We start from the raw sequence: 26,394 nt of genomic DNA on the forward strand, positions 1-26,394 counted from the left end.
TCGGCATACTGACATCCGGAGGCGATGCTCCCGGCATGAATGCCGCCATCAGGGCGGCAACCCGCGCAACCATTTCCGCAGGGCGGGAGGCTGTCGGAATCCTGCGGGGATATCAGGGAATGATAGAGGGTGATTTCATCCCCTTGCTGTCATCGGACGTCGGAGGCATCCTGCAGCTTGGAGGAACGATGCTCAAGACTGCCCGATGCAAAGAATTCCGGACACCTGAAGGACGACTCAAAGCCCGAGAGCAGTTGGCAGCCGCATCCATCGACGCCGTTATCGTCATCGGCGGCGATGGATCGTTCACCGGAGCCTGGGTCATGTCGCAGGAATGCGACATCCCGTTTGTCGGCATTCCCGCCACCATTGACAACGACATGTACGGAACAGACTATACCATCGGCTATGAAACTGCCCTGAACTCAGTGGTCTGCGCTGTCGACAAAATCAAGGACACAGCCCGCTCGCACGGACGGATATTCTTCATCGAGGTCATGGGCCACGAAGCCGGCCTCCTCGCCCTCAACAGCGGCATCGCCTGCGGAGCCGAGGTGATCCTCATTCCCGAATCGAAAGCCCAGCACGACGAACTGCAGAAATTCCTGGAGAAGGGATACCGCGACAAGGAGTCCAGCGGGATTGTCATGGTAGCCGAAGGCGACGAAGCCGGCGGTGCCATGCTCATCGCAGAACAGGTCCAGAGGGATCACCCCGACCTCGACGTCCGAATCTCAATCCTCGGCCATATCCAGCGCGGCGGCAGCCCCGTGGCCAGAGACCGGATCAATGCCACAAGGATGGGCATCGCCGCCGTCGACGCGCTCCTGAACGACCAGAAAAGCATCATGATCGGCCTCGACAACGACAGGATCGTGCATGTGACATTCAACAAGGCGGTCAAAATGAACCACAGCATCGACACCGAACTTCTGGAGGTCCACAACCTGCTGAACGGGATGTAGGATGCGGGGCTGTGCCCGGATAAAATACTGAAGCCTCCAAATGAAGCTCTTCTCACTCGAAACCGGAAGACTGAGGGGGCACAATCCGTCCCTCATAAAAGGGGGCCAAAGCGTCTGCGATGCAGGCCTCAAGCAGCCGCCGATAGAGCGGTGAAGCGCCCATAAGCGTATGCGGAAAAAGTCGGAGGTATCGGGAATAATTAAGCACAACCGCAAAAGCCTCTTTCATCTCAGCTCTGGATGAACGCCGCGCCGCCCAAGGCCGCATACGCTCACTTCCCGATGCAGAACTGGCTGAATATCGTATTCAGCAGCTCTTCACTGACAACCTTTCCCGTGATTTCTCCGACATAATCGAGTGCGGAACGGAGCTCAAAGGCGATAAGCTCTGTAGCCTCTCCTCCGTCGATCAGTTCGAGGGCGTTATGGAGTGCATCCGAAGCGTTGCGCAGAGCCTCGTAGTGTCGGAGGCTGGTGACGAGCACGCTGGCTTCATGGAGTTTGTCAAGCCCTTCGACCATTCCTGCCATGACATCTTTGAGCTCCCCGAGCCCTTCGCCCTGTGAAGCGGCCATGGGAACAACGACGCAGCCAACCGCTCCGCGAAGTTTTTCTATGCGCTCAGTCCAGTCCTGCGTAAGATCGGTCTTGTTTGCGACAACAAGCATACGTGCTGCGGGACAGCTCTTTTGGAAGCCTATGGCAACAGCTGCCTCCAAGAGGTAGTCTTGCGATGACAGGTCGAGAATGTAGATAATGAGATCGGACTCGGATATTTTGCGATAGCTACGCTCTATCCCCTCATGCTCCACCTCTTCGTCGGACTCACGCAGCCCTGCGGTGTCGGTGAGCCGGAACATCGTCTTTTCATGGATGAAGCACTCTTCGATATAGTCGCGGGTTGTACCCGGCATGTGGCTGACGATGGAACGCTCTTTGCCGAGCAGCAGGTTGAGCAGGGTCGACTTGCCGGCGTTCGGCCTGCCGGCAATGACGCTCGAAACCCCTTCCGAAAGCAGCCTGCCATGCTGATATGAATCGACAAGGCGTGAGAGTTCTTTATCGAGCCGGTCAACTTCACTCCTGAGTTCCTCCCTGCTCTGGAACTCAAGATCCTCTTCGCTGAAATCGAGTTCAAGCTCAAGAAGAGCACAGGACTGCAGGAGCCCCTCCCTCATCTCATTCAGACGGCGCGAAAGGCCGCCCTGCATCTGCGTTACAGCAGTGCGGAATGCCGCATCGGTACGGGCGTGGATCATCTCGCCGATGGCTTCAGCCTGCAAAAGGTCGATTCGGCCGTTGAGGAAGGCGCGCCGGGTGAACTCTCCGGGTTCGGCGAGCCGGCACCCGCCATCAAGCAGCGCCGCAAGCACCCTGCGAACGACCACGGGCCCGCCATGACAGGTAAACTCGACCATATCCTCCATGGTGAACGACGAGGGGGAGCGAAAAACGAGCGCAACGACCTCGTCGACCATACCTTCACTGTCAAAGAGCGTGCCGACATGCGCGGTGAACCCCTCGGCCGCCTCGAAACTGAACGACTTCCCCATTTTTTTCCTGAACACCCGGTCAGCAATTCCTAAGACGCCACTCCCGCTCATACGGACAATGGCAAGCGCACCGACACCCACCGGAGTAGCAATTGCGGCAATAGGGATATCGGGCTGCTGAAATACGGATGCAGGCATGGCTTCAGGAAGATATTGAATGGTTAATGGTTACAGCGGACAGATGATGACCTCTTCGTGCAGGACATCATCATCGGCAACGATGGCGGCAATGATGGCATCAACGACCGCCATGGTGTCCATGCGTTTTTCAGGCTGGATGCTGGTCGTATCGAAAAACGGTGTATCGACGGCTCCGGGGCAGATGCAGGAAACCCTGATGCCATACTCCCGAAACTCCTCCTTCAGCGATGCCGACAGACCAACGAGACCGAACTTGGTGGCGCAGTATGCCGCAGCCCCCTTGATGCCCCTCTTGCCGGCAATAGAAGCAACGTTGATGATCATCCCCCGGCGCCGTTCCTTCATCGCGCTCACCACCTCCTGTATGGCAAAAAACGGAGCTGCAAGGTTGACAGAAAGCATCCCCTCCCAGCTTTCGCGCGGGAGGGTCTCCATGTCCCCGAATTCACCCCACCCGGCGTTGTTCACCAGAATGTCAACCGGCGGACCCTCTTCCTGGATCCGCCGAAACGCCTCGGCAATATCCTCGGGAAGAGAAAGATCCGCCTGAAAGGAGCGGAAGCGTCCTCCGCCCGCCCCAGCCGGAATGAGGGTCTTTCTCCGACTGAGCCCTATGACATTCCCACCATTTTCAACAAGGGCTTCCGAAAGGGCCAGCCCTATTCCGGAACTTGATCCGGTCACAACGATTCCTGCATCCCTGATTTTCATGGTCGTTCTCCAAATGCATTATGCAAGGGGGGATCATTTCAAGTATACGCAATAGCTCAGAGGAAATTGCTAACTTCACCCAAAGTCAAAGAAACCGATCGATCCCCCGCATCATGAATGAACAAAATCCGAACGAAGCACTGAAAGCCGAGATAGCCGCCATTCGTCCTCGCACCCTCCCCGAACAGTTCGACCGGGTGCTCAGCCTGTTGAAGATCCTGCGCCGGGAGTGCCCCTGGGACCGCAAACAGACGCCCCAGTCTCTCGCGCACCTGCTTCTGGAGGAGAGCTATGAACTGGTGGACGCCATCGACGGCAATGACGATGAGGAGCTGAAAAAAGAGCTGGGCGACCTGTTCCTGCATGTCTGCTTCCAGGCCGAGCTGGGCGAGGATTCGGGGAAGTTCACCTTCAACGAGGTGATGGACGGCCTCTGTCGTAAGCTGATCCACCGCCACCCGCACGTATTCGCCGATACAGTCGCTGAAACAGAGGGTGACGTGCTGAAGAACTGGGAGTCGCTGAAAATGAAGGAGGGGCGCAAGCGCCTGCTTGAGGGGGTACCGAGGGCCATGTCGGAGCTGCTTCGCGCCTACCGGGTGCAGAAAAAGGTTGCGGGAGTCGGCTTCGACTGGGCCAGCGCCGAAGGTGTGCTTGAGAAACTTGCAGAGGAGGTTCGGGAACTGCAGGAAGCGCCAGGGCCCCGGGAGCAGGAAGAAGAGTTCGGTGACATACTCTTCACCCTCGTCAACTACAGCCGCTTCATCGGCACAAACCCGGAAGATGCGCTGAGAAAGGCAACGAACAAGTTCATGGACCGGTTCGGGAAAGTCGAAGAGCAGGTACAGGCGTCAGCTCGAAGCTGGCAGGACCATACCCCCGAAGAACTCGACGCCTTCTGGAGGAAAGCGAAAAACACTCCCTGAGCGGATTCAGCCCCGGACACAGCCGGCGAGAAACGCCCCGGCTGACCGGAGATACTCCGCCCCGGGGCCGTGCCCACCCCTGAAAGTGCAGGCATCAACCATCACACCTGCGTCCCGGAGCCGGGTTCTATCCTCATCGCATTTTTCTACAGTATACAACCGATCCTTGAGACCGCGGGCAAGGTGCACCCGCCCCATCCTACCGAGATCCTCCGCTTCAGGAGGAATATCACCGCCAAGCAGCATTACGGCCGCGGGAGAGTGGTGCCCCTGCAGGGCAGCCCTTACTGCCATCCCGGCGCCCTGCGAAAAACCATGGAAGACAATCGTACCGGGGATGCCGCCCTCGACGTCCAGCGCGTCAAACACACCATCCACATACCGGATATTCTCTTCGATGCGCCTCAGCCGGTCCCGGGAGGTCATCCAGCTGCTGCCCTGTCTGCCATCCTGAAGGATTACGGGATGGAGGGCCTCGATGGACAGAAGAGTCCATCTATCGCTCCCGGGAATGGCGGTAAGAAGGCGGAGCTCATCTTCAGCGGTTCCCCCGTACCCGTGAAAGCCGACAAGGTGCCCGGCTGGTGTTGGGAGCGCGGAAGGACGCAATAGTGCCCGCCCGCAGATTGTAACAGGGATAACCCGTTCGTTCACCATATCCTCATGCTCATCTTCTGTGCTCACCCTGAAAAGCAAAGGGCCGCATCACTTGCGGCCCCCTCTGCTTATCCTGATTCCGTTACATATCGAGCATCTTCAGGATGCCCCTGATCGGGATGCCGACCCACTGCGGGCGGTTGTTGAGCTCGTAATTAAGCTCGTAGACCGCCTTGTTCATGAGGTAGGCGTTCATCAGATGCTCCCGCTGACGGGGATCCTCCGGAACGATTGCACTGCCCTCGGTGCTCTTGAAGTAGGCGTCGAGGAAGTGCTGACCGACAGCATTGCTCCAGCGATCGGCCCAGGGCTCCATCTGATGCCGGTCTTCAGCGCGGACCACCGATTCGTTGAGGTGGAGCACATGGAAGGCCGCATAGTCGAACGAACGAAGCATGCCTGAGATATCACGGAAGACCGAGCGCTTGATCTTGCGTTCTGAAATCGGACGGGCCGGCTCTCCCTCGAAGTCGATGATGACGAAGTCCTTGCCGGTGAAGAGCACCTGGCCAAGGTGGTAGTCCCCATGAATCCTGATTTTCAGGGTATCGATCTTATCCTGTCGGACCGGCTCGAACTGCTGCAGGATGTCCTTCTGGTTCCTAACGAGCAGTGAGCAGAGTTCGCGCTGTTCCGGCTCCATGGAAGGCATCAGCTCGCCAATGAGGATCATGGCGCGCTTCACCTGCTCACACATCGCCTGATAGATCGAGCGCTGGTAGAGGGTGGTGAAGGGCTCCGGGGCGAACGCCGGATCGGCGTCGAGCGAGGCCAGCGAAAGGTGCATTTCAGCGGTACGCTCAGCCAGCTTCTCGATCATGCCGAGATAGGCGCCGCCGATAAGCTCATGCATGAGTTCAGGGACCAGGACGGGGCTGCCGCTGAGCTGCTGCATGGGCGGAAGTTCGATGCCGGCGCCAACCTTGGCCTGAACGTCGCCGAAGTAACGGGCAACCTGGTCAAGAGAGAGCTGCCATGCATCACCTTCATTCTCCACGAAATTCTGCAGGATGCCGATGGAGTATCCGGCATGGCGACCCTGGTCATAGTTGAGCGATCCGAGATATTTCGGAAGGCTTTCAAAGCCGGTTTTTTCCGTCAAGGCACCGCACATCTCGATTTCGGGCGAAATGCCTTTCTCGATGCGCCGGTAGAGCTTCAAGCAGAGCGAGTCATGAAAACGGATTGAGGTATTGGTCTGCTCGACCCCCATGAGGAAGGGCTCCGGCTCCGACCCGTCCGTCACATCGCGGAACGCTTCGAGAGCGGATCCTTTCGTCCCGGAAACGATGCCCGCCTTGCCTTTCCACTGCTCCCCGCCGACCATGATGCTGAAGAGACGGCTGAGGAACGCGTTCTCGTAGGTCGCGTCGCACAGGTACCCGTCCACTTCCCCGACAACAGCGCGGCCGATGACCCTCCTGTAGAAGTTGTCGTCGGAAGACGATGCATCCGCAAGCGGAACAAAGCTGACCGGCAGCTGATAGAGTTCATTCTCTCCGCTGGAGTAGCGGACTTCGGTAACAAGGAGCTTGGCATGCTCCATACCCTCAACCGGAATGGTATCGACAATCGAAATGCGCAGGACATTGCGCGCCTTGCCGCCAAACCAACGCATTGCCTGGTAGTAGCAGGGCAGAACCGAGTTTTCAAGCTTCTCACGGCTCCTGCCGGCAAAGAGCGCCGGCCAGTTATAGACTTCAGCGAACGGCGTTTCCAGACCGGAACGGCATGATACATCGCCGGCATCGGGTACCATCTTCAGCCAGAAATACCCATAGGCGCCAAGCGAGAGCATATAGGGCGACTGGCGGATTTTCGGGAAGCGGTTCATGCTGAACACCTCTTCGGGAGTGTAACCCTCGAAGTCGGAGAGGTCGACGGAGACCGCCTGGGCGTTTCTTGAAAGATTGATGACCGACAGGATGGTTTCGTCCTCGTAACGGCGGATGAAGATGAGCACCTTGGGGTTACTGACCTGCAGAAACTCGATGGTGCCACGGCTGAGCGACTTATAGCGACGCGCGGTGGCAATGGCGTGACGGGTCCACCAGAGCAGCGAGTTGACATTGCTCTCCTGCACCTCGACGTTCACCGCCTCATAGTGGTACTCGGGATCGATGATGACAGGAAGCAGCAGCTGCTGCGGGTTGGCGCGGGAGAACCCGGCGTTGCGGTCGCTGTTCCACTGCATCGGGGTGCGCACACCGTCGCGGTCGCCAAGGTAGTAGTTGTCGCCCATGCCGATTTCGTCTCCGTAGTAGAGAACCGGCGTGCCGGGGAGCGAAAGGAGCATGATGTTCATGAGCTCGATGCGCCGGCGATCGTTGGTCATGAGCGGAGCGAGGCGACGGCGGATTCCGAGGTTGATGCGTGCCTTGGGGTCGTTGGCGTAGACGCGGCGCATGTAGTCGCGTTCCTCGTCGGTCACCATTTCGAGGGTCAGCTCGTCATGGTTGCGCAGGAACGATGCCCACTGGCAGCTCTCGGGGATTTCCGGGGTCTGCTCGAGGATGTCGATGATGGGGAATCGGTCCTCGGTGGCAAGGGCCATGTACATCCTCGGCATCAAGGGGAAGTGGAAGTTCATATGGCACTGGTCGCCATTGCCGAAGTAGGCTGCGGAATCTTCCGGCCACTGGTTGGCCTCTGCAAGCAGCATGCGGTTCGGGAAGTACTCATCGACATGGCGGCGGAGCTTCTTCAGGAACTCGTAGGTCTCGGGAAGGTTTTCACAGTTGGTGCCCTCAGCCTCGTAGAGGTAGGGAACGGCGTCGAGCCGGAGGCCGTCGACCCCCATACCGAGCCAGAAATCGAGCACGTCGAAGAGCGCCTGCTGGACATCAAGGTTCTCGAAGTTCAAATCCGGCTGGTGGTGGAAGAAGCGGTGCCAGTAGTACTGGCCGGCAACAGGATCCCATGTCCAGTTGGAGGCCTCGAAGTCCTGGAAGATGATGCGGGTTTCGGAATACTTGTTGGGATCGTCGCTCCAAACATAGAAGTCCCGCTCCCTTGAGCCTGCCGGCGCCCTGCGTGCGCGCTGGAACCATGCGTGCTGGTCTGAGGTATGGTTGACCACCAGCTCGGTGATGACCTTCAGCCCTCGGCTGTGGGCCTCTTCGAGGAACTCCCTGAAATCGTCCAGCGTCCCGTAGTCGGGGTTGACCGTCATGTAATCGGCAATGTCGTATCCGTCATCGCGCAGGGGCGAGGGATAGAAGGGAAGCAGCCAGATGGCGGTGACGCCGAGGCTCTCCAGATGGGGAAGTTTGCGGCGAAGCCCCTGAAAATCGCCGATGCCATCATTATTGCTGTCGTAGAACGTCTTGACATGCGCCTCGTAGATGATGGCGTCTTTGTACCAGAGCGGTTCAGGTTGATACATGGTGGGGTTGAACGGGTAAAGTGATTGAATTTTCAGATCGACAAAATTTTTCAGGCAAGCCTCACCCTGAACACATGCGCAGGCATGATTGAGGGGTCAAGCTCCACATAGTTCCACTCCCCCCTCCACTCGTACTGCATTCCGCTGAAGAGGTCCTCGACCCTGAAGGCGTGGTCGTGGGAGAGGCCGAACTGCTCAAGCGGAAAGCGCATCCAGCCGCTGCGGCGCCGCTGGTGATCGAGATTGACGACGGTGAGAATGATGTTCGTGCCATCATCGGACTGTTTGACGTATCCCATGAGCCACTCGTTCTCGTGACCAGGCGAGTCTTCGATGGTAAGGAAAGAGATGGACGGGGTCTGCTGCAGGGCAGCATTCTCCCTTCGGATGCGGTTGATGCGGGTGATCTCGGCACGGATGTTGCCGGGGCGGTCAAGATCCCACTCCCTGATCTCATACTTCTCCGAATCAAGATATTCCTCTTTGCCCGGTGCCGGAGGCAGGTGCTCGCACAGCTCATAGGCAGGGCCGTACATACCGTAGTTCGAAGAGAGGGTTGCGGCAAGCACCATGCGGATGATGAATTTCGGCCTGCCGCCCGTCTGCAGCTCCTCGTGGAGGATGTCGGGAGTGTTCGGCCAGAAGTTAGCCCGCATGAAGTGGCTGAGCGGAGGCGTGGTGAGCTCCTTCATGTATTCCTGGAGCTCATGCTTGGTGTTCCGCCAGGTAAAGTAGCTGTAGGACTGGCTGTAGCCGATTTTACCAAGGCGGGCCATGAGCTTCGGGCGGGTGAATGCCTCGGCGAGGAACACCGTATCGGGATGCTCCGCCCTGATTGAGGCGATGGCCCATTCCCAGAACCCGAAAGCCTTGGTGTGCGGGTTGTCGACGCGGAAGATCTTCACTCCCTTTCCGATCCAGAAAAGGAAGACGCTTTTCAGCTCCATCCAGAGGTTCTGCCAGTCGGCCGTCTCGAAATCAAGGGGAAGGATGTCCTCATACCGTTTCGGGGGGTTCTCGGCAAACTGCACCGTGCCGTCCGGTCTCCAGCGGAACCAGTCGGGGTGCTCCTGCACCCAGGGGTGGTCGGGAGAGCACTGGAAGGCGATATCAAGGGCAACGGCAATCCCCTCGGCTCCTGCCGCAGCGACAAAGGCCGTAAAATCCTCGATGGTACCGAGCTCGGGATGGGCCGACTTGTGTCCTCCCTCCGGGCTGCCGATGGCCCAGCAGCTGCCGGGCTCCCCGGGCTCAGCCTTGAGCGCATTGTTCTTTCCTTTTCTTTTCGTAGTACCGATCGGATGGATGGGCGGAAGATAGACGACATCGAACCCCATGCCGGCGATGAAAGGCAGGCGCTCCATGCAGTCGCGGAAGGTGCCATGCCTCCCCGGAACCGAACCCCATGAACGGGGAAAGAATTCATACCATGAGCTGAACCCGGCCTTCTCCTGCTCGACGGTGAGCGGCAGGACCCGGTCATACACCGAAACCGCCGAGCGGTCGGGGTTCCTCTCCATGAGAAGCACGAGGGCCTCGTCAAGCGCGGCATCGACCCCCTTGCTTTTGAGGCGCCCTTCTCTGCGGATTGCTGCGGCAGATGCCTTGAGTTTTTTTGCATCGGCTTCACCGGCGCGACCGGCGGCCGCATCAACCTGGAGCGCACCGATTTCAAGGTCGAGGGCAACGTCCTGAAGCGCTTCGATTTTTTTTACCAGCCCCCTTCGCCAGGTGCTGAAGTGGTCTACCCATGCCTGGACCGTATATTCATAGGGCCCGGGCATGCCGACCCTGAACGAGCCGCCCCAGCGATCGTTGTCCATCGGCTTCATCGGCGAGCATTCCCAGTCAGCAGTTCCCGCCGGGCGGAAGCACACTTCAGCCCGGAGCATGTCGGCACCGTCGACGAAGATGTCCGCCTCAACCTGCACCAGCCCCCCCTCAACCGCCTTTGCGGGATGGCATCCCCCGTAGGCTTCGGGAGAAACATGCTCGATAACGGCCCGTTGCCGTCCATCGAACTCCCTGGGTGAGCAGAGGGGAGCGGAGCGGAGGAAGGTGTCTTTCATCGTGGACTTGGATCTTGTTGTGGGCCGGATGCATTCCGGCGGTGCAGCAGCATCGACTCCCGGAGGGAAAGCCCGCCCTCGGAGGGGCAGGAGGGTGTCCGGCACTGCCGTATGAAAACTTTATTACGGCCTGAACTGGAAAATAGGAAAACTCCCATACTTTTTTGCCAGCGAACTCCGCTAATTTCCTGAGCGCAAGGAAAAGGACCCGCTTTGCATTCCGGCAAAAAAAATCCTTCTTTTATGGAAGTTTCCGTTTTCACCCACACACCAGGGGGCACAGCCGCACCCGCAATAAACAGCAACCATTATGTTTGAACCACAAAAAGAAAGACTGCAGGACATCAACAGGCGCCTGGAACAGTTACGGGGGTATCTTTGACGTCGACCAGCGCAAAGAGAAAATAGAGGATCTCGAAAAGGTTTCCGGAAACCCCGAATTCTGGAACGACCAGAAAGCAGCACACGCTGTCCTCAAGGAGTTGAACGAAAACCGATCCTGGGTCGAGGGCTACGAAAAGCTCGCAGGGCAGGCTGAATCCTGCCGCGATGAGCTTGCAATAGCAGACGAGCTGGAAGACGAGTCGTTCGAACGGGAGCTGACAGCATCGATTGACGCCATTATGCAGGAGATTGCTGCCATCGAGTTCAAGAACATGCTCTCCGGAAAGGACGATCCCGGCAATGCCATCATCACAATCCATGCGGGAGCCGGCGGCACCGAGGCCCAGGACTGGGCCGAGATGCTCTATAGGATGTACATGCGATGGGCCGAGCGCAAGGGGTTCAAGGTCTATACCGATGACTATCAGGAGGGTGACGGCGCCGGCATCAAGACCGCAACCCTTGAAATACAGGGCCCCTATGCCTACGGGTACCTGAAGGCGGAAAACGGCGTGCACCGTCTCGTGCGGGTTTCACCGTTCGACTCGAACGCACGGCGCCACACCTCGTTCGCCAGCGTCTACACCTACCCCGAGGCTCCGCCCGATGTGGAAATCGAGGTCCGCAAGGAGGACCTTGAGCTGTCGACCTTCCGTAGCGGCGGCAAAGGCGGCCAGAACGTCAACAAAGTGGAAACCGCCGTACGTATCAAGCATATCCCCTCCGGCATCGTGGTCGGCTGCCAGCAGGAACGCTCGCAGTTCCAGAACAGGGAACGCGCCATGAAGATGCTGATGGCGCAGCTCTACCAGCGCCAGCGCGAGGAAGAGGATGCAAGGAAACGCGAAGTGGAAGGAAAGAAGAAAAAAATCGAGTGGGGAAGCCAGATCCGCAGCTACGTGCTCGACGACCGCCGCATAAAGGACCACCGCACCAACTACGAACGCTTTGACGTGGAAACCGTGCTGGACGGTGATATCGACGACTTCATGGAGAAGTACCTCTCCGAGTTCGGAGACTGAGGCACATGATGGAACATGGGGAACCCCTGCAGTTCGGCATCGTCACCGACGTGCACTTCCAGACTGAGGACCCCCGGGCCGCACATCGTGACGAAGCCTATCTCCGGCACTGCCTGGAGGATTTAGGAAGCCGTGGTGCCCGATTTCTGGTACAGCTAGGAGACCTCATCAAGGGCACCCCGGATCACGCCCCCGAAGAGCTCCGACAGGCACTCTGCCCGTTCAAGGAGTTCAATGGGCCGATTCACCACGTCATCGGCAACCACTGCCTTCAACTACCGGTAGCGATCCTGCAGCCGGCATACGGGCTCCGGCACCCCTGGTACTCCTTCACGGAGGGGGGAGTTCTGTTCCTCGTGCTCGACGGCATGGAGGTCAGCCTGCTCCGCGAACCCGAAACGGATGAAGACCGGGCTATGCTTGAACACTTCAGGAAAACCCCGGGATGCCAGCCGTGGTGCGGAGCTGTCGGGTCACGCCAGAAAGCCTGGCTCCAGAAAGAGCTTCGACTGGCCGGAGAACAGAGGATGCCGGCCTTCGTGCTCTCGCACCTCCCGCTCCATCCAGCAACCACGGACGAGCGCCACGGCATCCTCTGGAACCACGGCGATATCCGCGACATCCTCGCTGCATCTTTCGCAGTGAAGGCCTGCATCAGCGGGCACTACCACCCCGGGGCGTACAGCAGAGAGAGTGGCATCCACTACATCGTGCTGCCGGCCTTCAACACCCGCGGCACAAAGGGTGACGACGGCTGTTTTATGGCAGTACTCCGGGAAGGACAGCTCATCATAAGCACCTCCGCTGGCACCCTGCTCCATGATGCTGATCTGCCAAAGAGAGCACAGCAAACCTGAAAACCCGACACACCATGCACCCGTTCCACCCCATCTTCCACACGATGCTCCGCACTCTCGCGCTGCTCTCCCCGATACTTCTCATATCGGCCGCTTCGGCCATCGGCCGGGCCACACTGGATGTATCCCTTGACCGCAACAGCCGGGAGCAGGGAGGATTCTTCACCGTTGATGCCAGGGGGAGCGAAACGGCACCCGTCGTCAGTTTCATGGAGAAAGAGTGGCCGATGTTCCGGCAGGAGGACGGGTCATGGCAGGCGCTGGTACCGGTTGAAAACCTCAGCGAACCGGGCACCTACACCCTCGCTGTTTCGGCAGGAGACCTGCATCGGGAGCTGCCGGTCACCGTGAAACCAACCGGAATGAAGGTGCAGTACATCACCCTCAGTCCCTCGAAGTCGTCGCTGCAGGCCACCGCCGCTGAAAAGTCGCGGGTCAGAGCCGCCCTCATGACCAGCACGCCGGACCGACTGTTCGGGGAGGGGTTCATTCGCCCCTGCAAGGGAGAGACAAGCAGCCTGTTCGGCCTGAAGCGATCGTACAACGGGGGACCCGCCACCAGCTACCACAGGGGCATCGACATAGCAGCACCTCAGGGCGCGGCAGTCTACTCGACCTCAGGAGGGAGGGTGGTGTTGGCCGGAACCGTCCAGGAGGGATTCCAGATCCATGGAAACACTGTCATCCTCGACCACGGCCAGGGGGTGACATCGGTATACCTCCACCTCGACTCCATCACCGTGAAAGAGGGCCAGCGGGTGGAAAAAGGATTGCAGATCGGAACGGTTGGCCACACCGGCATCTCAACCGCCCCGCATCTGCACTGGGGCATCTACCTCTACGGGGTAAGCGTCAACCCGGAACTGTTCCTCGTCAATCGTCCCGCCTTTCTTCGAGCCAGGCGCTGATTCTTGAGGCCGCAGCCCCGTCCCATTTTTCCGGAATCTTCGAACGCCGCGTCTCACCTTTCTTCATCTGGAGGCTCTCAAGCATCCGGGCCGAAGCCTCCTCGACATCTAGCCCCACAAGGACGTTGGTTCCGATCTCAAGAGTTGATGGCCTCTCGGTCCGCTCGAGCATGCTCATGCATGGAACGTTCATCACCGTTGCCTCTGCCGCCAGCAGGCCGCTACCCTGAAGCAGCAACGATGCATCACGGAGCAGGACAAGAAGGTCGCCATAAGCAGGAATCGCAGTCACATGCACCCGGGCCATCCCCTCCAGCCTCTGCTGGAGCACGGCCGAGGACGAAGCATCGTCCGGAAGGAGAACAAGGACATCGGTTGCGGCTGAAAGCCCGGCAAGCATCATGAAGAGGGCATCCTCGAACCCGTTGCCGCTGTTCAGAGAAGGCAGGACGAGGGCGTACTGTTTCGGCTTAAGGCCCAGTGATGCTGCCAGAGGAGCAGCACCGCCACGCTCCATGAAAGCACGGAGAGCATCAATGACGAGGTTCCCGGCAAACAGGACACCCTCTTCGGCGACACCCTCGTTGATGAGGTTGTACGCCCCGCTGTGCTCACTTACGATATGAAGCGAGGCAACGGTATCGATGAGCATTCTGCGAATCTCCTCAACATCCCCACGGTCATAACTGCGCAGGCCCGCATCGGAAGAGGCCACAGGCAGACCGAGTTCGGCAGCGGCAAGAGCGGCACCGAGGGCCGGGGCATCGGAACCGCACACGATGACGAGGTCCGGCCCGATGGCGGCGATGGCATCCTCCATCGCCGCCAGAGAACGCGCCAGCGTGCAGGGCGTACCGCAGTCGACAACCCTTGACGACGCCTCTGTAAGGCCGAAGCATAATGCCATGTCGGCAGAGGGCGGCTCCGACGATACGAGAGAAACGTTGAACGAGCCATTTTCTTCAAGAGCGGCAAACAGGGGGCCGGAGACGAGCAGGCCACGGTGGCCGCCGGCGGCAAGGAGTATATTTTTCACAGCGCGGAAACCTTTAGTACATTAAGAAAACAAGAGCACCATATTTTTTTCAAGGCACCCAACAATCACGAACAATGACACGACCGGGCCGACTGCTCATCCTCACCGCAAGCCTCTTGCTGCTTCAGGATGCCCCGCTTCCGGGCCTGCACCATAATACGGCTCATGCGGAGAAAAAGAAAATCATTCTCCGCCACGCCGATACGATTGAAGGCGGCGAGGATGCCGGAGGCAGCTTCCGCGCAGCCATCGGCAACGTGCTGTTCGAGAAGGACAACCTGACATTGAGTTGCGACCGCACCACAGACTATGAGGGCCAGGACCGCATCGTGATGAACGGCAACGTCCGCATCTCTGATGGCGCCAAGGAGATTTTCGGCGATGACGGCGTCTTCCACCCCTCCACCGACGTCTGCGAACTCCACGGCAACGTCCGCGGCCGGATGCTGGACAACTCCATGATGGTCCGGTCCAGAAAAGCAGTCTTTAACAACAAGGAAAACCGCCTCTGGTTCTACGACAACGCCATCGGTTGGCGTTACAACGAACAGGTCAGCGGAGACATTCTGCGGATCCAATTCAAGCCTGCGGATGAGAATGCACCGTCGAAAGATGGTGGCGGCAAACAGAAAATCGAGGAAATGCAGGTCCACGGCCACGCGTTCTACGCCACACGCGATACGCTGACAGCCGAACCCGAAGGCTATGACCAGCTCAGTGGACGCCATATCGTGGTGCTCATCGGCGATGACTCGAAAGTAAAAGGGGTCAGGGTGACCAAAGAGGCAGAAAGCCTTGTCCACATATACGATAATGACAGTATGCAGAAGCCGGACGAAAGCAAAAGGAGCAAGGATGAGGACACGAACAAGCTGAGCGGCATCAACTACTCAAGTGGCGACAGGATCAGGATGATCTTCAAGAACGGCACCCTGAATAAAATGAACGTCACCGGCAATGCCGAGGGAACCGAATACCCTCCCGAGCTGCGCGGGTCAGTCAACCTCCCGAAATTCAAATGGAGGGAAGACGAGCGGCCGTTCGGAAGAAAACCCGCTGCCGATACCACGGCGGTAGGGAGAAAGACAGTAAAAATGCGTAGCGAAACTGCGCCGGACAAGGGCGCTGAGGCGCCTGAAAGAGAAAGCCTTCCGTAAAGGGAAGGCTTTCAGCAGCATGCCGGGTGCCGGCAGCGCACCGATGACGACAGGAAAACGCTGTCTTACTTAGCGAACGGGCATGTACCGGTCGAGCAGGAGGAGCCTGATGACGACGAATCGGAGCAGGAGGACTTCTTCGCACTGTAATCGGTGCCGTAGAAACCCGACCCTTTAAGCACAAAACCGCCCTCGGCGCTGATGACGCGCTCCAGCGCATCCTTCCCGCATTGAGGGCAGGTCTTCAGGGCATTCTCACTCATTTTCTGGACCGCTTCAAGTTCGTAGCCGCAGCTGGTGCAGCGATATTGATAGGTAGGCATAGGTTCGAGCGCATTATGGTTGAAAGGCATCCGGAAAGACTCCTTCTCTGTAGAAGGGCCTGTGAATGTATATAGGGATATTTCAAAAAATAAAAAAGGGGCTCCGTTGATCCTCAAAACCCGGGCGGTCGTGCTGCGGGAGGTCAAATACCGCGACCAGTCCAAAATCCTCACCCTCTACACCCGAGAGTTCGGAAAGATGGCCTGCATCCTGAAGGGGGGGCGCAATCCTAAAAACCGCCTCTCGGGCATCTTCTCCGCCGGAAACGTCCTCGACATCGTCCTCTACCGCAAGCCCGAACGGGAAGTTCAGCTCATCAGCGACGGAAGCCTCGTCTCATGCCCGATGGTGCCCGGGCCCGACATCGAGCGTTTCGGGGTTCTCTACCGGATCATAGACCTGGTGCGCCTGACAACGGAGCGTGACTCCAGAAGTCTCCGCCTCTTCAGCCTTCTGGAGTCGACCCTCCTTGAACTCAACCGGGAGAGGGTTGCCTACAGGACGCTCTACGCATGGTTCCTGCTCCGATTCATCTCATTGCAGGGTTTTGCCCCGGAGCTATGCCGTTGCGTCTTCAGCGGCAGGGAAATACCCGGAGATGGGGGCGAAGGACCCCGCGGTGAACTCCTGTTCGTCATGAACCCCGGAGGCCTTGCCCTCCCGGGTACCATCCACGCTGACGGCCGGAACGTCCGGCCGATCACTCCTGAAGCCGCAGACCTGCTCTCAGCCCTTTCCCGTACAGCAACTGCCGCCTCAGCCGCAGATGGGAGCGGTACGGCGGAGGGCGGAGCTGCCCTCATCTGCGGAACCATCCTCCAGGAATACTGCCGGCACCATCTGGAACACACCGGCGGACAGAAGAACCTTGCCGTGATTTCGCAGCTCCTCGCGGAATGAGCAGCGGGATTTGGAGTTTTATATCTGCTGGAGTATTCCTATCTTGACCCTACATTTTCATTTTTCCACATCGTCTCGTCCAATCAAAAACGCATTGACCGACATGCCGACACTCACCAGATCAGCCGAACTCTTTGAAAAGGCAAAGAAGTTTATCCCCGGAGGCGTCAACTCGCCGGTCCGGGCCTTCAAATCCGTTGGAGGCAACCCCATCTTCATGGCAAAGGGCCAGGGCGCTTACATGACCGATGTGGACGGCAACACCTACCTTGACTATGTCGGATCATGGGGACCGTTCATCCTCGGCAGCATGCACCCGAGGATCACTGCCGCCCTTGAGTTCACCCTCACCAAAATCGGCACCAGCTTCGGAACCCCGATCGAGATGGAAATCGAAATCGCCGAGCTCCTCACCAAGATCGTACCATCCATCGAGATGGTCCGCATGGTCAACAGCGGAACCGAAGCCACCATGTCGGCGGTCCGCCTTGCCCGCGGATGCACCGGCCGTGACAAGATCATCAAGTTCGAAGGCTGCTACCACGGCCACGGCGACAGCTTCCTCATCAAGGCAGGCTCCGGCGCCCTGACCCTCGGCGCCCCCGACAGCCCCGGCGTCACCAAGGGCACGGCACAGGACACCCTGAACGCGAAGTACAACGACATCAAGTCGGTTGAGCTCCTCGTTGCCGAGAACAAGGGCAACATCGCAGCAATCATCATCGAACCGGTCGCAGGCAACACCGGTGTCATCCCCGCGAAGAAAGAGTTCCTCCAGGCGCTCCGCGATCTCTGTGACCGTGAAGGCATCGTCCTCATCTTCGACGAAGTGATGTGCGGCTTCCGCGTGGCCCTCGGCGGTGCGCAGGAGCTCTACGGCATCACCCCGGACCTCACCACCATGGGCAAGATCATCGGCGGAGGCCTGCCTGTAGGAGCATTCGGCGGCAAGCGCAGCCTGATGGAAAACATCGCTCCGCTCGGCGGCGTCTATCAGGCCGGTACCCTGTCGGGCAACCCGCTCGCCCTCACCGCAGGCATCGAAACCCTGAAGATCCTCATGGAAGAAAATCCCTACCCGGAACTTGAGCGCAAGGCAGCGTTCCTCGAAGCCGGATTCAGGGACAACATGCAGAAGCTCGGCCTGAACTTCGTGCAGAACCGCGTGGGCTCCATGGCCTGCCTGTTCTTCACCGAAACCCCGGTCGAGAGCTACGACAGCGCCATCACGGCAGACACCGTGAAGTTCGGCAAGTACTTCAGCTCCATGCTCGAGCAGGGCATCTACCTTGCACCCTCGCAGTTCGAAGCGATGTTCACGAGCACGATGCACACTGATGCCGACCTCGAAAAGACAGTCAAAGCGAACTACGTCGCGCTTCAGGCCGCAACGAAGTAACCGGTCCGGCTAACTGATCGTTAAGGCGGAACATTGAAAAAGGAGGCCCGAAAAGGCCTCCTTTTTTATTTGTCCGAAGGCAAAGAGGAACGAGATCAGGTCCGGCCGAGGTTTCAGCCGATGATGGATGAACGGACCGCCGCCCTCGAAACCATGACGCGGCCGCCTGAGTCGCGGACCATCTGCTCAAGCACAGGAAGAAAGGTGTCAATCTTTTGGGGAGTGTCGCAGATATCCACAACCATCGGCAGGTTCGCTGCGAACTCCATGATCTTCGCGGTATGAATCTCCATATCGTGGCCGAACGAGAGGACCCCCTTCAGCACCGTAGCACCGGCCATTCCCTGAAGGCGGGCTTCGCGGACAACCTCCTCATAGAGCGGCCGGTGGCCGAGGCGGATTTCTTCGCCGAGGAAGATCCTGAGCATTTCACTATTCCTGAATTCCATCATGACCATGGTTTGGCGGCAATGATGCCGGTGTAGAGCGCAACAAACCCGGCAACAATGCTGCCGGCAAGGTAGAGGCTGAAATAAAACAGTTCACCCTCACGGGCAAGCGTCGCACCCTCAAACATGTAGGACGAGAACGTGGTGAAGCCTCCGCAGAAACCGGTCACCAGAAACAGCCTCGCCTCGGGCGACACAATCGTGGTGGAGACAGCAAGCTCGCTCAGAAAACCGATAAGGAAGCTCCCTGCGATGTTGACCGAAAAGGTGGCATACGGAAACCCCGGCGATGCCGGACTGAAGGCAAGCGCCACGAGATAACGGGCCACCGTACCAAGAAAGCCGCCAGCTCCGACCAGCAGGATAGACAAGGGCTGATTAATGCTCATCGCCCCCTTTCTGGCGGTCTTCTATCCGGCGGTGAGCGCAGCACATCTCGTCATGGATGGAAAGAAGTGTATTAAAAATACCCACGGCGATGATGGTCGGAGCCCAGAGGCCGATGAAAATGGCGATCAGTTCGTGGTTTGGAGCCGTGCCGAAAATGAAGACATGAATCGAGAGCACGATTGATAGGGTGGCGGACACGAAATAGTAGAGCGGCTTCATGCACGAATGTCTGTAGTGTGACTGATTGACTGGTAGATGAGTGAAATGTACACATTTGCCGCCATTATGAAAAAAACGGCAGGGGGCCCGAAGCGCCCCTGATGGAGGCTCGGGGGAGGGATTTAACAATTGGAAGAACGGTTGGGCTGGATTATATTGGAACCTTTTCCATGCACTCGGAAAACCGTCAGGCCGGCACAAACGCCATCCTCGCTTTCTCATCGATCCATCGATTCCTTCAAGGAAATCACAGCAATTTTTCATCTGTCTGAAGGGGAGATTCTATGCACAAAACTATTTCACGCCGCCAGTTCCTGAAAGTCGCCGGCGTTCTGGGGGGCATGTCCCTGTTGCGCCCCGTCTGGAGCCTTGGGCAGGCCGGAGCACCCGAACACGGCGGAGCCGTATCGGGAACCGTCACCTGGGTCCCGAGCATCTGCAACTTCTGTTCCTCATTCTGTGACATCAAGGTCGCTACGAAGGAGATTGACGGGGTGAAGCGCGCCGTCAAGATTGAAGGCAATGCCGAAAGCCCCCTCAACCGCGGAAAAATCTGCGCCCGCGGCCAGGCCGGCCTCTACCAGACCTACGATCCGGACCGGCTGAAGCAGCCGCTCATCAGGGTCGAGGGAAGCAAACGGGGCGAATGGAACTTCAGGGCTGCGACCTGGGATGAGGCATACCGCCACATCATCGGCAAGATGCAGAAAGTCAACCCATGGGAAATCAGCCTCGTCGGCGGATGGACGGCCTGCGTCTCCTACATGCATTTCAGCCTGCCTTTCTGCCAGAGCCTTGGAATCCCCAACATTGTTGCATCACCCCTTCAGCACTGCGTTACTGCGGGCCATCTCGGCACCGATCTGGTGACCGGCAACTTCAACGTGCACGACGAAATCCTCGCCGATTTCGAAAATGCGCGCTACATCCTCTTCAGCCTCAACAACGCCTCTGTGGCGGCCATCTCAACGGCGCGTGCCGTGCGCTTCGGCCAGGCAAAGAAAAACGGCGCCAAAGTGGTCTGTCTCGACCCCAGAATGGGCGAGCTTGCCGCAAAAGCCGACGAGTGGATCCCCGTCAAACCTGGCACCGACCACGCATTCTTCCTCGCGATGCTCCACACCCTGCTCCGGGAGAAGCTGTATGACGGACCCTTTGTTTCCAAGCACACCAATGCACCATTCCTGTCGTTCGTCGACGAAAAAGGTGCCGTGCAGCTTGCCGCCGACAAGGGCCCGGACGGAAACCCCACCGCCTACTACGTATTCGACCTCATAAGTCAGGAGGTCCGCGCCGTCCCGGCATACACCAACACCAACGAGCGCACGAAATCGGGATCGAGGATCCAGCCGGGCCTCAATGCCCCGAAAAACCTCAGCTGGCAGGGCCGACCCGTCACAACCGTCTTTGACCGGTTCATTGCGGAGTCCGAACCCTACACCCCCGAGTGGGCATCGAAGATCACCGACATTCCTGCATCAACAATCAAGCGCATCGCCGTCGAGTTCGGTCAGGCACGCCCCGCCATGGTCGATCCAGGCTGGATGGGCGCACGCTACCACCACATCATCGGACAGCGCCGTCTGCAGGCAATCATCCAGACCCTCGTCGGCGGTATCGACCGGCCCGGAGGCTGGATGATGAACGGCGAGCTGCACCACAAGGCCGAGGTTTCCTGGCACAACACGCAGCAGGGCAAGAGCGACAAGGACCTCCTGCCGGTCCAACGCCCCGGCATGGGCTTCGCCTACGGCCTGCTTGACATCTTCGCCAACCCCGGAGCCTGGGAACACGGAATGCCGGCGTTCTCGTTCGCATGGGCCGAAGAGCAGGCGAAAGCCGGCAAGCAGTCCGCGTTCCTTCCCGCCATGGCCGACACCGGTCTGCTTGAAGCGGTGAAGGGCGAACTGAAGTACCATGGGCGGCCTTACAACATCAAGGCCATCATCCTCAATGCGGCCAACCCGATCCGCCACTACTTCCCCGCAAAACGCTGGGAGGAGATCCTTTCGCACAAGAACCTCGATCTCGTGGTGGCAATCGACGTACTGCCTTCCGATTCGACGCTCTATGCAGACGTCATCCTGCCGAACCATACCTACCTTGAGCGCAATGAGCCCCTGCTCTACCCGCTCGGGCCAAACACCGGGATAGGGTTCACGACCAGGATCAGGACCATCGACCCGATCTACGACACGCGCGACACTGCCGACATCCTCTGCGCCATCGCCGAGGGTATGGGCAAGCTCGACAGCTACGTCCAGGGCGTCGCTGAATACGCCAGCCTCGACCATGCGATGCTGAAGCGGGAAATCGCCGCTGCAAAGAAAGCAGGAAAACCGCTGAACGAAGCGTTCCTGAAGACCGCCTATGAAGCCATGGGCCACTTTGCAGGCCATCTGACCGGCAAACACATGAGCGCTGCCGAAGTCGAAGCGACCATTATGGACAAGGGTCTGCTTATGCTGAAAGACGCCGATACCGTGGTTGAAGAGATGAACATGCCTCGCAAAATCCCCGTACCGACATCAACCGGACGGCTCGAGATCTTCAGCCCGATCCTCTCTTCATTCGGAGAGAAAGCAGGACGGATTCCGCTGTTCGACCCCGTGCTCGGCTATGTTCCCAGGGTCATCAGGGACAAATCCCCCGAACCCGCCCTCAAAGCCGACGAGTTCTACTTCACCTATGGAAAGGTCCCGGTGGTGTCGCACGCATCGACCAACAACAACAACGCGGTACTTGCCGCTGTGACAAAACCCAAAGAGGGCGCATTCACGGGGCTCTGGATGAACACGACGAAGGCGCTTTCACTCGGCCTCAGGGATGGTCAGGAGGTGGAAATAACCAACCTCCGCTACGGCCCGAAAGTAACTGCAACACTCTTCGTCACCGAAATGATCCGCCCTGACACGGTCTTCCTCCCTTCATCCTACGGAAGCCGGAACAAGATGCTCTCGGTCGCAGCAGGAAAAGGAACGGCGCTGAACGAGCTCATGCCCTACAGCATCGAGCCGATCGCCGCATCGTTCATGTCACAGGAATTTACGGTAAGCGTCACGCCCGTCAACAGTTAAATGGAGGAGTAAGCACCTATGGCGCGATATGGAATGGTAATGGACATGCGGACCTGCGTCGGATGCCAGGCCTGCATGGCTGCATGCACGGCGGAGAACCAGACGCCGTTCTGGAACGGGAAGTTCCGGACGCATGTCGAAGACAAGGCACAGGGCACATTTCCCGACGTAAGGCGGGTATTGCTTCCGAGGCTCTGCATGCACTGCGAAAACACCCCCTGCCTGTCAGCATGCCCGACAGGGGCAACATTCATGACGGAGGACGGGATCGTCAAGGTCAACTATGACCGTTGCATCGGCTGCTACGCCTGCTGCATCGCATGCCCTTACGACGCCCGCTACGCATACGACCGCGAGGATGTCAAAAAGGAGGAGGAGCTCTACGGAAAGTTCACGAGCCACCAGCAGCCGCATGTCGACAAATGCACATTCTGCGACCACCGGGTTTCGGAAGGGCGTGAGCCGGCCTGCGTCAGCACCTGCCCGACCAACACAAGGATATTCGGAGACCTCGATGACCCCAACAGCGAGGTGCACAAGCTGGCAACAAGCGGAAAAGCCCAGGCGCTGAACCAGTCGCTCGGCACGTCCCCGAAAGTATATTACATCCCATCATAGTTTAGGAGGAGGACCATTATGACTTTTGTTCATCAGGAGGTGTGGCACTGGCAGATCGCCACATACCTATTCTTGGGCGGACTGGGCGGTGCAACATTCGCCATCAGCGCCCTCATCCACCTCTTCGAAGGGTGCGACCGTAAAATGCTATCCGTCGCAGTCATGTCGTCAATCGGGTTCCTTGTGCTTGGAACCATCTTTCTTCTTGCCGACATGCTCCAGCCGCTGAAGGCGATTTACGCCCTCACCAATCCGCGGTCATGGATCTTCTGGGGCGTCATCTTCATCAACTTCTACTTCGTATCGGCCATAGCATACGTGATACCGCTGCTGGAGGTATGGCCGAAGATAAACCCCTACATACAGAAAATCCCCAGAGGGATCCTCGATCTTCTGGAGCGATTCAACAAGCTTGCCGCGCTGACCGGCTCAGCTGCCGGCTTCCTTGTGGCGATCTACACCGGACTGCTTATCTCTGCAGCCCCGGCCATAAGCTTCTGGAACACCCCGGCCCTTCCGTTGCTCTTCGTCATTTCCGGGTTCTCGACCGGTGCAGCATTCCTCCTCCTGCTCTCGACGTTCTCGAAGAACGAGGAGTCCTGGAAGATCATCGCCAAGCTCGAGGAACTCGACGCAATGCTGATCGTGACCGAGCTGATCATTCTCGGCGCCTACTTCAACTTCGCGCTCTTCCTGCCAACCGGTGCCCGCGAGTCCGCCCAGGTGCTTTTCCACAGCCCGCTCTTCATCATCGGATTCTTCATCTTCGGACTCATCGTGCCGCTTGCGCTTGAAACCTACGGGATCTTCTTTGCCAAGCACACCAAGAAATCGGGGCATCTTCTCGTCCTCGCCAGCGTCATGGTGCTTGTCGGCGGCTACCTCCTCCGCTACTACGTCCTCAAAGCCGGGCTCTTCCAGTTCCCCTGGTAATCCGCTTTGAATGAACCGTAACCCTCAACCAGAAAGCCCGTCATGCAGCATCCAATTGCATGACGGGCTTTTATGATACAACGATTATGAACGATTCACGCGATCCACGACAAAAGGCCCTCACCTTCCGCTTTTTCAGCCGCTCGTTTGCCTATCCGAATGAAGCCTTCATCAAGGAGCTCAAGACGTCTCTGGAAGAGCTGAGGGATGCTCCCGACCAGTTCAGGGAGATGATGGCTGCCTTTGAACATGAGGGAATCGAAGCCCTGCAGGGGGAGTACACCCGCCTGTTCCTGAACGGCTACCCCTCGACGCCCTGCGTCCCCTATGAATCGGTCTATCTTGAGAAACGAATGCTCGGAGATGCATCCATCGGCGTACAGGCCGCTTACAGCCAGTGGGATATGACGGTGGCGCCGGGCCTCATCGACCACATCGCAACAGAGTTCGAGTTCCTCGCTTTCCTCGCCTCAGCGGAGTCCATGGGTGGCACCCTCGGGGAAGATGCCCGTATAGCCGCGGAAGCCTTCATGAAGGAGCATCTCTGCCGCTGGATGCCGCGCCTTGCGGCCGACCTCGGCAAGGCTGCCAACCTGGAACCATACCGCCTGCTGGCAGCTGCCCTCCAGACCATCCACTGCCCCGTCTGACGTGCCCCCCACGAACGCTTCTCCTTATGAGGTTTTCTCGTGGTGGACGGCCTTGAGGATCTTGATGTTCAGTACGATAAACCGCCAGAACTGGTAGATGCGGCAGCGCATCAGGGCTTTCTGGAAAGAGGTGGGCCTCATGGGTCGTTACGGTTTGGTTATTCCGGGATGAACTGCCAGAAGGCGCGGCCGCGGAACTTGTGCATGAAGGTGGTCTCGACCATCTGCTTCAGCCAGGCACCGCTGATGCCGCGCTCAACCCGCGTCACGAACATGTCGCGCCCCTCGCGGTTGTCGTAGTGCTTCAGGTCGGGAACGACCGGATAGATGATCATGACAATGGCAGAGCCATTCCATAGCGACTTGCCGTTCGAGGCGATGCAGACGGTGAGCATCTCGGTCATCCGCTCCCGGTGAGTCATGCGGCCCGTCCGGATCATATCCATCACATTGAACGCAACCACCCTGCCGGTGACTCCGGAAATCATTCCGGTCCTTGGCGCGCCGGCAATGATAGATGTACCGTTTTTTGTGATATGCGGCCTGGAAATGGGCCCGGGAGGGGCGAATGCGATGCCGGCGGAGAAGATGTTCCTGTAGACAGGATGGTTGTACTGTGCAGGCCAGGCGTGGGGAGTTTCGCGGAGTTCTTCATAGCTGAGACCGTAGATGCCGTCGGCAAGTACGAACCCTGCGGGGTTGCATACTTTGGAGGTGATGTTTGTGCCATCTCTGTCGAAAAATGGAAAGGTGACGCCCTTCGACTGGGGAATGAGCATCGCAAAATCATAGCCGGTCTCTCCGTAGTTTCCCTCGAAATCCTCCCAGAATATGGTGTTCCGATCAACTTCGTGCACCCCCCTCCGGACGGCTTTTTCGATGCCGAACTCGTCCATCGCGTCTTCGATGAGATCACCGCCGCGGGCTATCCTCCCGCCTTTTGCCACCACATTGATGCCACCGACCCCGAAGTCGCCGATCTCGGGTTCGTTGGTGAGGTAGACAAGGTCCGCCCTGCTTCGCAGCCCGCGCTGGGTAAGGTCGTGGTGGATGTTGGTAATGTACTCGAAGGCCGCACCCTGGCAGGCTGCCGACGGATGACCGGTGCCGATCACGATGCGGCGGTGCTCTCCCTTCTTCATGCGCTCGACATTTTCAAGGTAGCGGTCCCGGGCCTGTATGGCGGTGTCAAAGTGGCAGATGGACTCGGTGTGCTTATGGGGGCCGAGGCCGGGCGTCGCATCGTAGTTCATGTGAGCGCCGGTAGCGATGATGAGATAGTCGTAATCGAGCCGCTCCGCTACGCCACCCTCAGCCCGCCGCAGAAAAACATGGTTTTCATCGGGGTGGACACTCAGGACGCTGCCCTGGATGAAGTGGACATTGAATTTGTCATAAATCGGCTGTAACTTGAACACGGTGTTCAGGGGGCGCACCGCATCAATGCCGAGCCAGACCCATGAAGGTACGAAGCCGAAGTAGTCGAACTTATGGATGACCGTTATGTCATGCTCTTTGCCGATACCGCGGCCAAGGTACATGGCCGCGGTATGACCCGCAAACCCCGCACCAATGATCACAACCTTTGCCATGACGGCTCTCCTTTCCCGTTCTCCGAAGTTGCAGAAATGCCGGAACCTCTTCCCGGACGCCACCGCTAAACT

23 protein-coding genes are annotated in these 26,394 nt (G+C 58.4%); 12 read left to right on the forward strand and 11 right to left on the reverse strand.

Annotation, left to right across the window (positions count from 1 at the left end; translation table 11 throughout):
• On the forward strand, window positions 1-965 hold a 965-nt coding region (pfkA, locus tag A3K90_RS02235), incomplete at its 5' end, for a 6-phosphofructokinase (protein ID WP_303680970.1).
• Between the two features lie 272 nt (window positions 966-1,237).
• Here the strand turns inward: pfkA and mnmE are convergent.
• Window positions 1,238-2,656: a tRNA uridine-5-carboxymethylaminomethyl(34) synthesis GTPase MnmE gene (mnmE, locus tag A3K90_RS02240; RefSeq protein WP_303680971.1), complete on the reverse strand. Its 1,419-nt coding sequence runs from the start codon at window positions 2,654-2,656 to the stop codon at window positions 1,238-1,240.
• Window positions 2,657-2,686: 30 nt separating this feature from the next.
• Complete coding sequence (locus A3K90_RS02245) at window positions 2,687-3,370, reverse strand: SDR family oxidoreductase (RefSeq protein ID WP_303680972.1); 684 nt, start codon at window positions 3,368-3,370, stop codon at window positions 2,687-2,689.
• Window positions 3,371-3,483: 113 nt separating this feature from the next.
• On the opposite strand from A3K90_RS02245, the gene mazG reads away from it, so the two are divergent.
• A complete protein-coding gene (mazG, locus tag A3K90_RS02250) occupies window positions 3,484-4,296 on the forward strand; it encodes a nucleoside triphosphate pyrophosphohydrolase (RefSeq protein ID WP_303680973.1) in 813 nt (270 codons plus the stop codon).
• 6 nt (window positions 4,297-4,302) lie between these two features.
• On the opposite strand, the gene A3K90_RS02255 is transcribed toward mazG, so the two are convergent.
• The 3 genes from A3K90_RS02255 to A3K90_RS02265 are packed head-to-tail and all read right to left on the reverse strand — an operon-like array spanning window position 4,303 to window position 10,407.
• Complete coding sequence (locus A3K90_RS02255; protein ID WP_303680974.1) at window positions 4,303-4,980, reverse strand: alpha/beta hydrolase; 678 nt, start codon at window positions 4,978-4,980, stop codon at window positions 4,303-4,305.
• A 55-nt stretch (window positions 4,981-5,035) separates the two neighbouring features.
• Entirely contained in the window at window positions 5,036-8,338 is a 3,303-nt protein-coding gene (treS, locus tag A3K90_RS02260; protein WP_303680975.1) for a maltose alpha-D-glucosyltransferase, read from the reverse strand.
• 50 nt (window positions 8,339-8,388) lie between these two features.
• Window positions 8,389-10,407 carry an alpha-1,4-glucan--maltose-1-phosphate maltosyltransferase gene (locus A3K90_RS02265; protein ID WP_303680976.1) on the reverse strand — a complete coding sequence of 673 codons (2,019 nt, stop codon included), beginning with the start codon at window positions 10,405-10,407 and terminating at the stop codon, window positions 8,389-8,391.
• 310 nt (window positions 10,408-10,717) lie between these two features.
• Between A3K90_RS02265 and prfB the strand changes: the two genes are divergently transcribed.
• The 3 genes from prfB to A3K90_RS02280 all read left to right on the forward strand — a co-directional run bounded on the left by prfB (window position 10,718) and on the right by A3K90_RS02280 (window position 13,578).
• Window positions 10,718-11,813, forward strand: a protein-coding gene (gene prfB / locus A3K90_RS02270; RefSeq protein ID WP_303680977.1) for a peptide chain release factor 2 whose coding sequence is annotated in 2 segments (ribosomal slippage) — window positions 10,718-10,786 and window positions 10,788-11,813 — 1,095 coding nt in all. Because the reading frame shifts where the segments join, the coding sequence is not laid out codon by codon here.
• A gap of 5 nt (window positions 11,814-11,818) precedes the next feature.
• A complete protein-coding gene (locus tag A3K90_RS02275; RefSeq protein WP_303680978.1) occupies window positions 11,819-12,670 on the forward strand; it encodes a metallophosphoesterase in 852 nt (283 codons plus the stop codon).
• Window positions 12,671-12,684: 14 nt separating this feature from the next.
• Window positions 12,685-13,578: a M23 family metallopeptidase gene (locus A3K90_RS02280; RefSeq protein ID WP_303680979.1), complete on the forward strand. Its 894-nt coding sequence runs from the start codon at window positions 12,685-12,687 to the stop codon at window positions 13,576-13,578.
• Here A3K90_RS02280 and A3K90_RS02285 read toward each other — a convergent pair.
• Window positions 13,544-14,614 (reverse strand): UDP-N-acetylglucosamine 2-epimerase, encoded by a 1,071-nt coding sequence (locus A3K90_RS02285; protein WP_303680980.1) that lies wholly within the window; start codon window positions 14,612-14,614, stop codon window positions 13,544-13,546. The genes A3K90_RS02280 and A3K90_RS02285 overlap by 35 nt on opposite strands.
• 74 nt (window positions 14,615-14,688) lie before the next feature.
• On the opposite strand from A3K90_RS02285, the gene A3K90_RS02290 reads away from it, so the two are divergent.
• Complete coding sequence (locus A3K90_RS02290; RefSeq protein ID WP_303680981.1) at window positions 14,689-15,771, forward strand: OstA-like protein; 1,083 nt, start codon at window positions 14,689-14,691, stop codon at window positions 15,769-15,771.
• Between the two features lie 65 nt (window positions 15,772-15,836).
• Here A3K90_RS02290 and A3K90_RS02295 read toward each other — a convergent pair whose 3' ends face one another.
• Window positions 15,837-16,094: a zinc ribbon domain-containing protein gene (locus A3K90_RS02295; protein ID WP_303680982.1), complete on the reverse strand. Its 258-nt coding sequence runs from the start codon at window positions 16,092-16,094 to the stop codon at window positions 15,837-15,839.
• A gap of 106 nt (window positions 16,095-16,200) precedes the next feature.
• Between A3K90_RS02295 and recO the strand changes: the two genes are divergently transcribed.
• Together recO and hemL are read left to right on the forward strand one after the other, a co-directional pair.
• Window positions 16,201-16,995 (forward strand): DNA repair protein RecO, encoded by a 795-nt coding sequence (gene recO / locus A3K90_RS02300; RefSeq protein WP_303680983.1) that lies wholly within the window; start codon window positions 16,201-16,203, stop codon window positions 16,993-16,995.
• Window positions 16,996-17,098: 103 nt separating this feature from the next.
• On the forward strand, window positions 17,099-18,394 hold the full coding sequence (hemL, locus tag A3K90_RS02305) for a glutamate-1-semialdehyde 2,1-aminomutase (RefSeq protein ID WP_303680984.1): 1,296 nt from the start codon (window positions 17,099-17,101) through the stop codon (window positions 18,392-18,394).
• A 113-nt stretch (window positions 18,395-18,507) separates the two neighbouring features.
• On the opposite strand, the gene A3K90_RS02310 is transcribed toward hemL, so the two are convergent.
• Genes A3K90_RS02310 through A3K90_RS02320 form a run of 3 tightly spaced genes read right to left on the reverse strand, consistent with a single transcriptional unit; the run spans window position 18,508 to window position 19,452 of the window.
• Window positions 18,508-18,846 carry a DUF190 domain-containing protein gene (locus A3K90_RS02310; RefSeq protein WP_303680985.1) on the reverse strand — a complete coding sequence of 113 codons (339 nt, stop codon included), beginning with the start codon at window positions 18,844-18,846 and terminating at the stop codon, window positions 18,508-18,510.
• Entirely contained in the window at window positions 18,843-19,232 is a 390-nt protein-coding gene (gene crcB, locus A3K90_RS02315) for a fluoride efflux transporter CrcB (protein ID WP_303680986.1), read from the reverse strand. Before crcB ends, A3K90_RS02310 begins: the two co-directional genes overlap by 4 nt.
• Window positions 19,222-19,452, reverse strand: coding sequence for a hypothetical protein (locus A3K90_RS02320; RefSeq protein WP_303680987.1), 231 nt, complete (start codon window positions 19,450-19,452; stop codon window positions 19,222-19,224). Before A3K90_RS02320 ends, crcB begins: the two co-directional genes overlap by 11 nt.
• A 284-nt stretch (window positions 19,453-19,736) precedes the next feature.
• On the opposite strand from A3K90_RS02320, the gene A3K90_RS02325 reads away from it, so the two are divergent.
• The 4 genes from A3K90_RS02325 (at window position 19,737) to A3K90_RS02340 (ending at window position 24,730) form a co-directional block, all read left to right on the forward strand.
• Window positions 19,737-22,529 (forward strand): molybdopterin-dependent oxidoreductase, encoded by a 2,793-nt coding sequence (locus A3K90_RS02325; RefSeq protein WP_303680988.1) that lies wholly within the window; start codon window positions 19,737-19,739, stop codon window positions 22,527-22,529.
• A gap of 18 nt (window positions 22,530-22,547) precedes the next feature.
• Window positions 22,548-23,147: a 4Fe-4S dicluster domain-containing protein gene (locus tag A3K90_RS02330; RefSeq protein WP_303680989.1), complete on the forward strand. Its 600-nt coding sequence runs from the start codon at window positions 22,548-22,550 to the stop codon at window positions 23,145-23,147.
• An 18-nt stretch (window positions 23,148-23,165) separates the two neighbouring features.
• A complete protein-coding gene (gene nrfD, locus A3K90_RS02335; protein WP_303680990.1) occupies window positions 23,166-24,080 on the forward strand; it encodes an NrfD/PsrC family molybdoenzyme membrane anchor subunit in 915 nt (304 codons plus the stop codon).
• A gap of 86 nt (window positions 24,081-24,166) precedes the next feature.
• The gene (locus A3K90_RS02340) at window positions 24,167-24,730 is read left to right on the forward strand and encodes a molecular chaperone (protein WP_303680991.1); all 564 of its coding nucleotides are present in this window, start codon (window positions 24,167-24,169) and stop codon (window positions 24,728-24,730) included.
• A 158-nt stretch (window positions 24,731-24,888) separates the two neighbouring features.
• Here the strand turns inward: A3K90_RS02340 and A3K90_RS02345 are convergent, their stop codons facing one another.
• On the reverse strand, window positions 24,889-26,322 hold the full coding sequence (locus A3K90_RS02345) for an NAD(P)/FAD-dependent oxidoreductase (protein WP_303680992.1): 1,434 nt from the start codon (window positions 26,320-26,322) through the stop codon (window positions 24,889-24,891).
• Window positions 26,323-26,394 lie beyond the last annotated feature (72 nt).

This window comes from Pelodictyon luteolum, assembly GCF_001622165.1.
Classification (GTDB): domain Bacteria; phylum Bacteroidota; class Chlorobiia; order Chlorobiales; family Chlorobiaceae; genus Chlorobium; species Chlorobium luteolum_B.

Excerpts from the sequence above, each read along its gene's own strand:
- A3K90_RS02265 (WP_303680976.1), bottom strand. The coding sequence starts at position 10,407 with ATGAAAGACACCTTCCTCCGCTCCGCTCCCCTCTGCTCACCCAGGGAG.
- hemL (WP_303680984.1), top strand. The coding sequence starts at position 17,099 with ATGCCGACACTCACCAGATCAGCCGAACTCTTTGAAAAGGCAAAGAAG.
- A3K90_RS02325 (WP_303680988.1), top strand. The coding sequence starts at position 19,737 with ATGCACAAAACTATTTCACGCCGCCAGTTCCTGAAAGTCGCCGGCGTT.
- nrfD (WP_303680990.1), top strand. The coding sequence starts at position 23,166 with ATGACTTTTGTTCATCAGGAGGTGTGGCACTGGCAGATCGCCACATAC.
- A3K90_RS02330 (WP_303680989.1), top strand. The coding sequence starts at position 22,548 with ATGGCGCGATATGGAATGGTAATGGACATGCGGACCTGCGTCGGATGC.
- A3K90_RS02290 (WP_303680981.1), top strand. The coding sequence starts at position 14,689 with ATGACACGACCGGGCCGACTGCTCATCCTCACCGCAAGCCTCTTGCTG.
- A3K90_RS02310 (WP_303680985.1), bottom strand. The coding sequence starts at position 18,846 with ATGATGGAATTCAGGAATAGTGAAATGCTCAGGATCTTCCTCGGCGAA.
- mazG (WP_303680973.1), top strand. The coding sequence starts at position 3,484 with ATGAATGAACAAAATCCGAACGAAGCACTGAAAGCCGAGATAGCCGCC.
- A3K90_RS02295 (WP_303680982.1), bottom strand. The coding sequence starts at position 16,094 with ATGCCTACCTATCAATATCGCTGCACCAGCTGCGGCTACGAACTTGAA.
- A3K90_RS02275 (WP_303680978.1), top strand. The coding sequence starts at position 11,819 with ATGATGGAACATGGGGAACCCCTGCAGTTCGGCATCGTCACCGACGTG.
- A3K90_RS02320 (WP_303680987.1), bottom strand. The coding sequence starts at position 19,452 with ATGAAGCCGCTCTACTATTTCGTGTCCGCCACCCTATCAATCGTGCTC.
- mnmE (WP_303680971.1), bottom strand. The coding sequence starts at position 2,656 with ATGCCTGCATCCGTATTTCAGCAGCCCGATATCCCTATTGCCGCAATT.
- treS (WP_303680975.1), bottom strand. The coding sequence starts at position 8,338 with ATGTATCAACCTGAACCGCTCTGGTACAAAGACGCCATCATCTACGAG.
- A3K90_RS02245 (WP_303680972.1), bottom strand. The coding sequence starts at position 3,370 with ATGAAAATCAGGGATGCAGGAATCGTTGTGACCGGATCAAGTTCCGGA.
- A3K90_RS02280 (WP_303680979.1), top strand. The coding sequence starts at position 12,685 with ATGCACCCGTTCCACCCCATCTTCCACACGATGCTCCGCACTCTCGCG.
- A3K90_RS02345 (WP_303680992.1), bottom strand. The coding sequence starts at position 26,322 with ATGGCAAAGGTTGTGATCATTGGTGCGGGGTTTGCGGGTCATACCGCG.
- crcB (WP_303680986.1), bottom strand. The coding sequence starts at position 19,232 with ATGAGCATTAATCAGCCCTTGTCTATCCTGCTGGTCGGAGCTGGCGGC.
- A3K90_RS02340 (WP_303680991.1), top strand. The coding sequence starts at position 24,167 with ATGAACGATTCACGCGATCCACGACAAAAGGCCCTCACCTTCCGCTTT.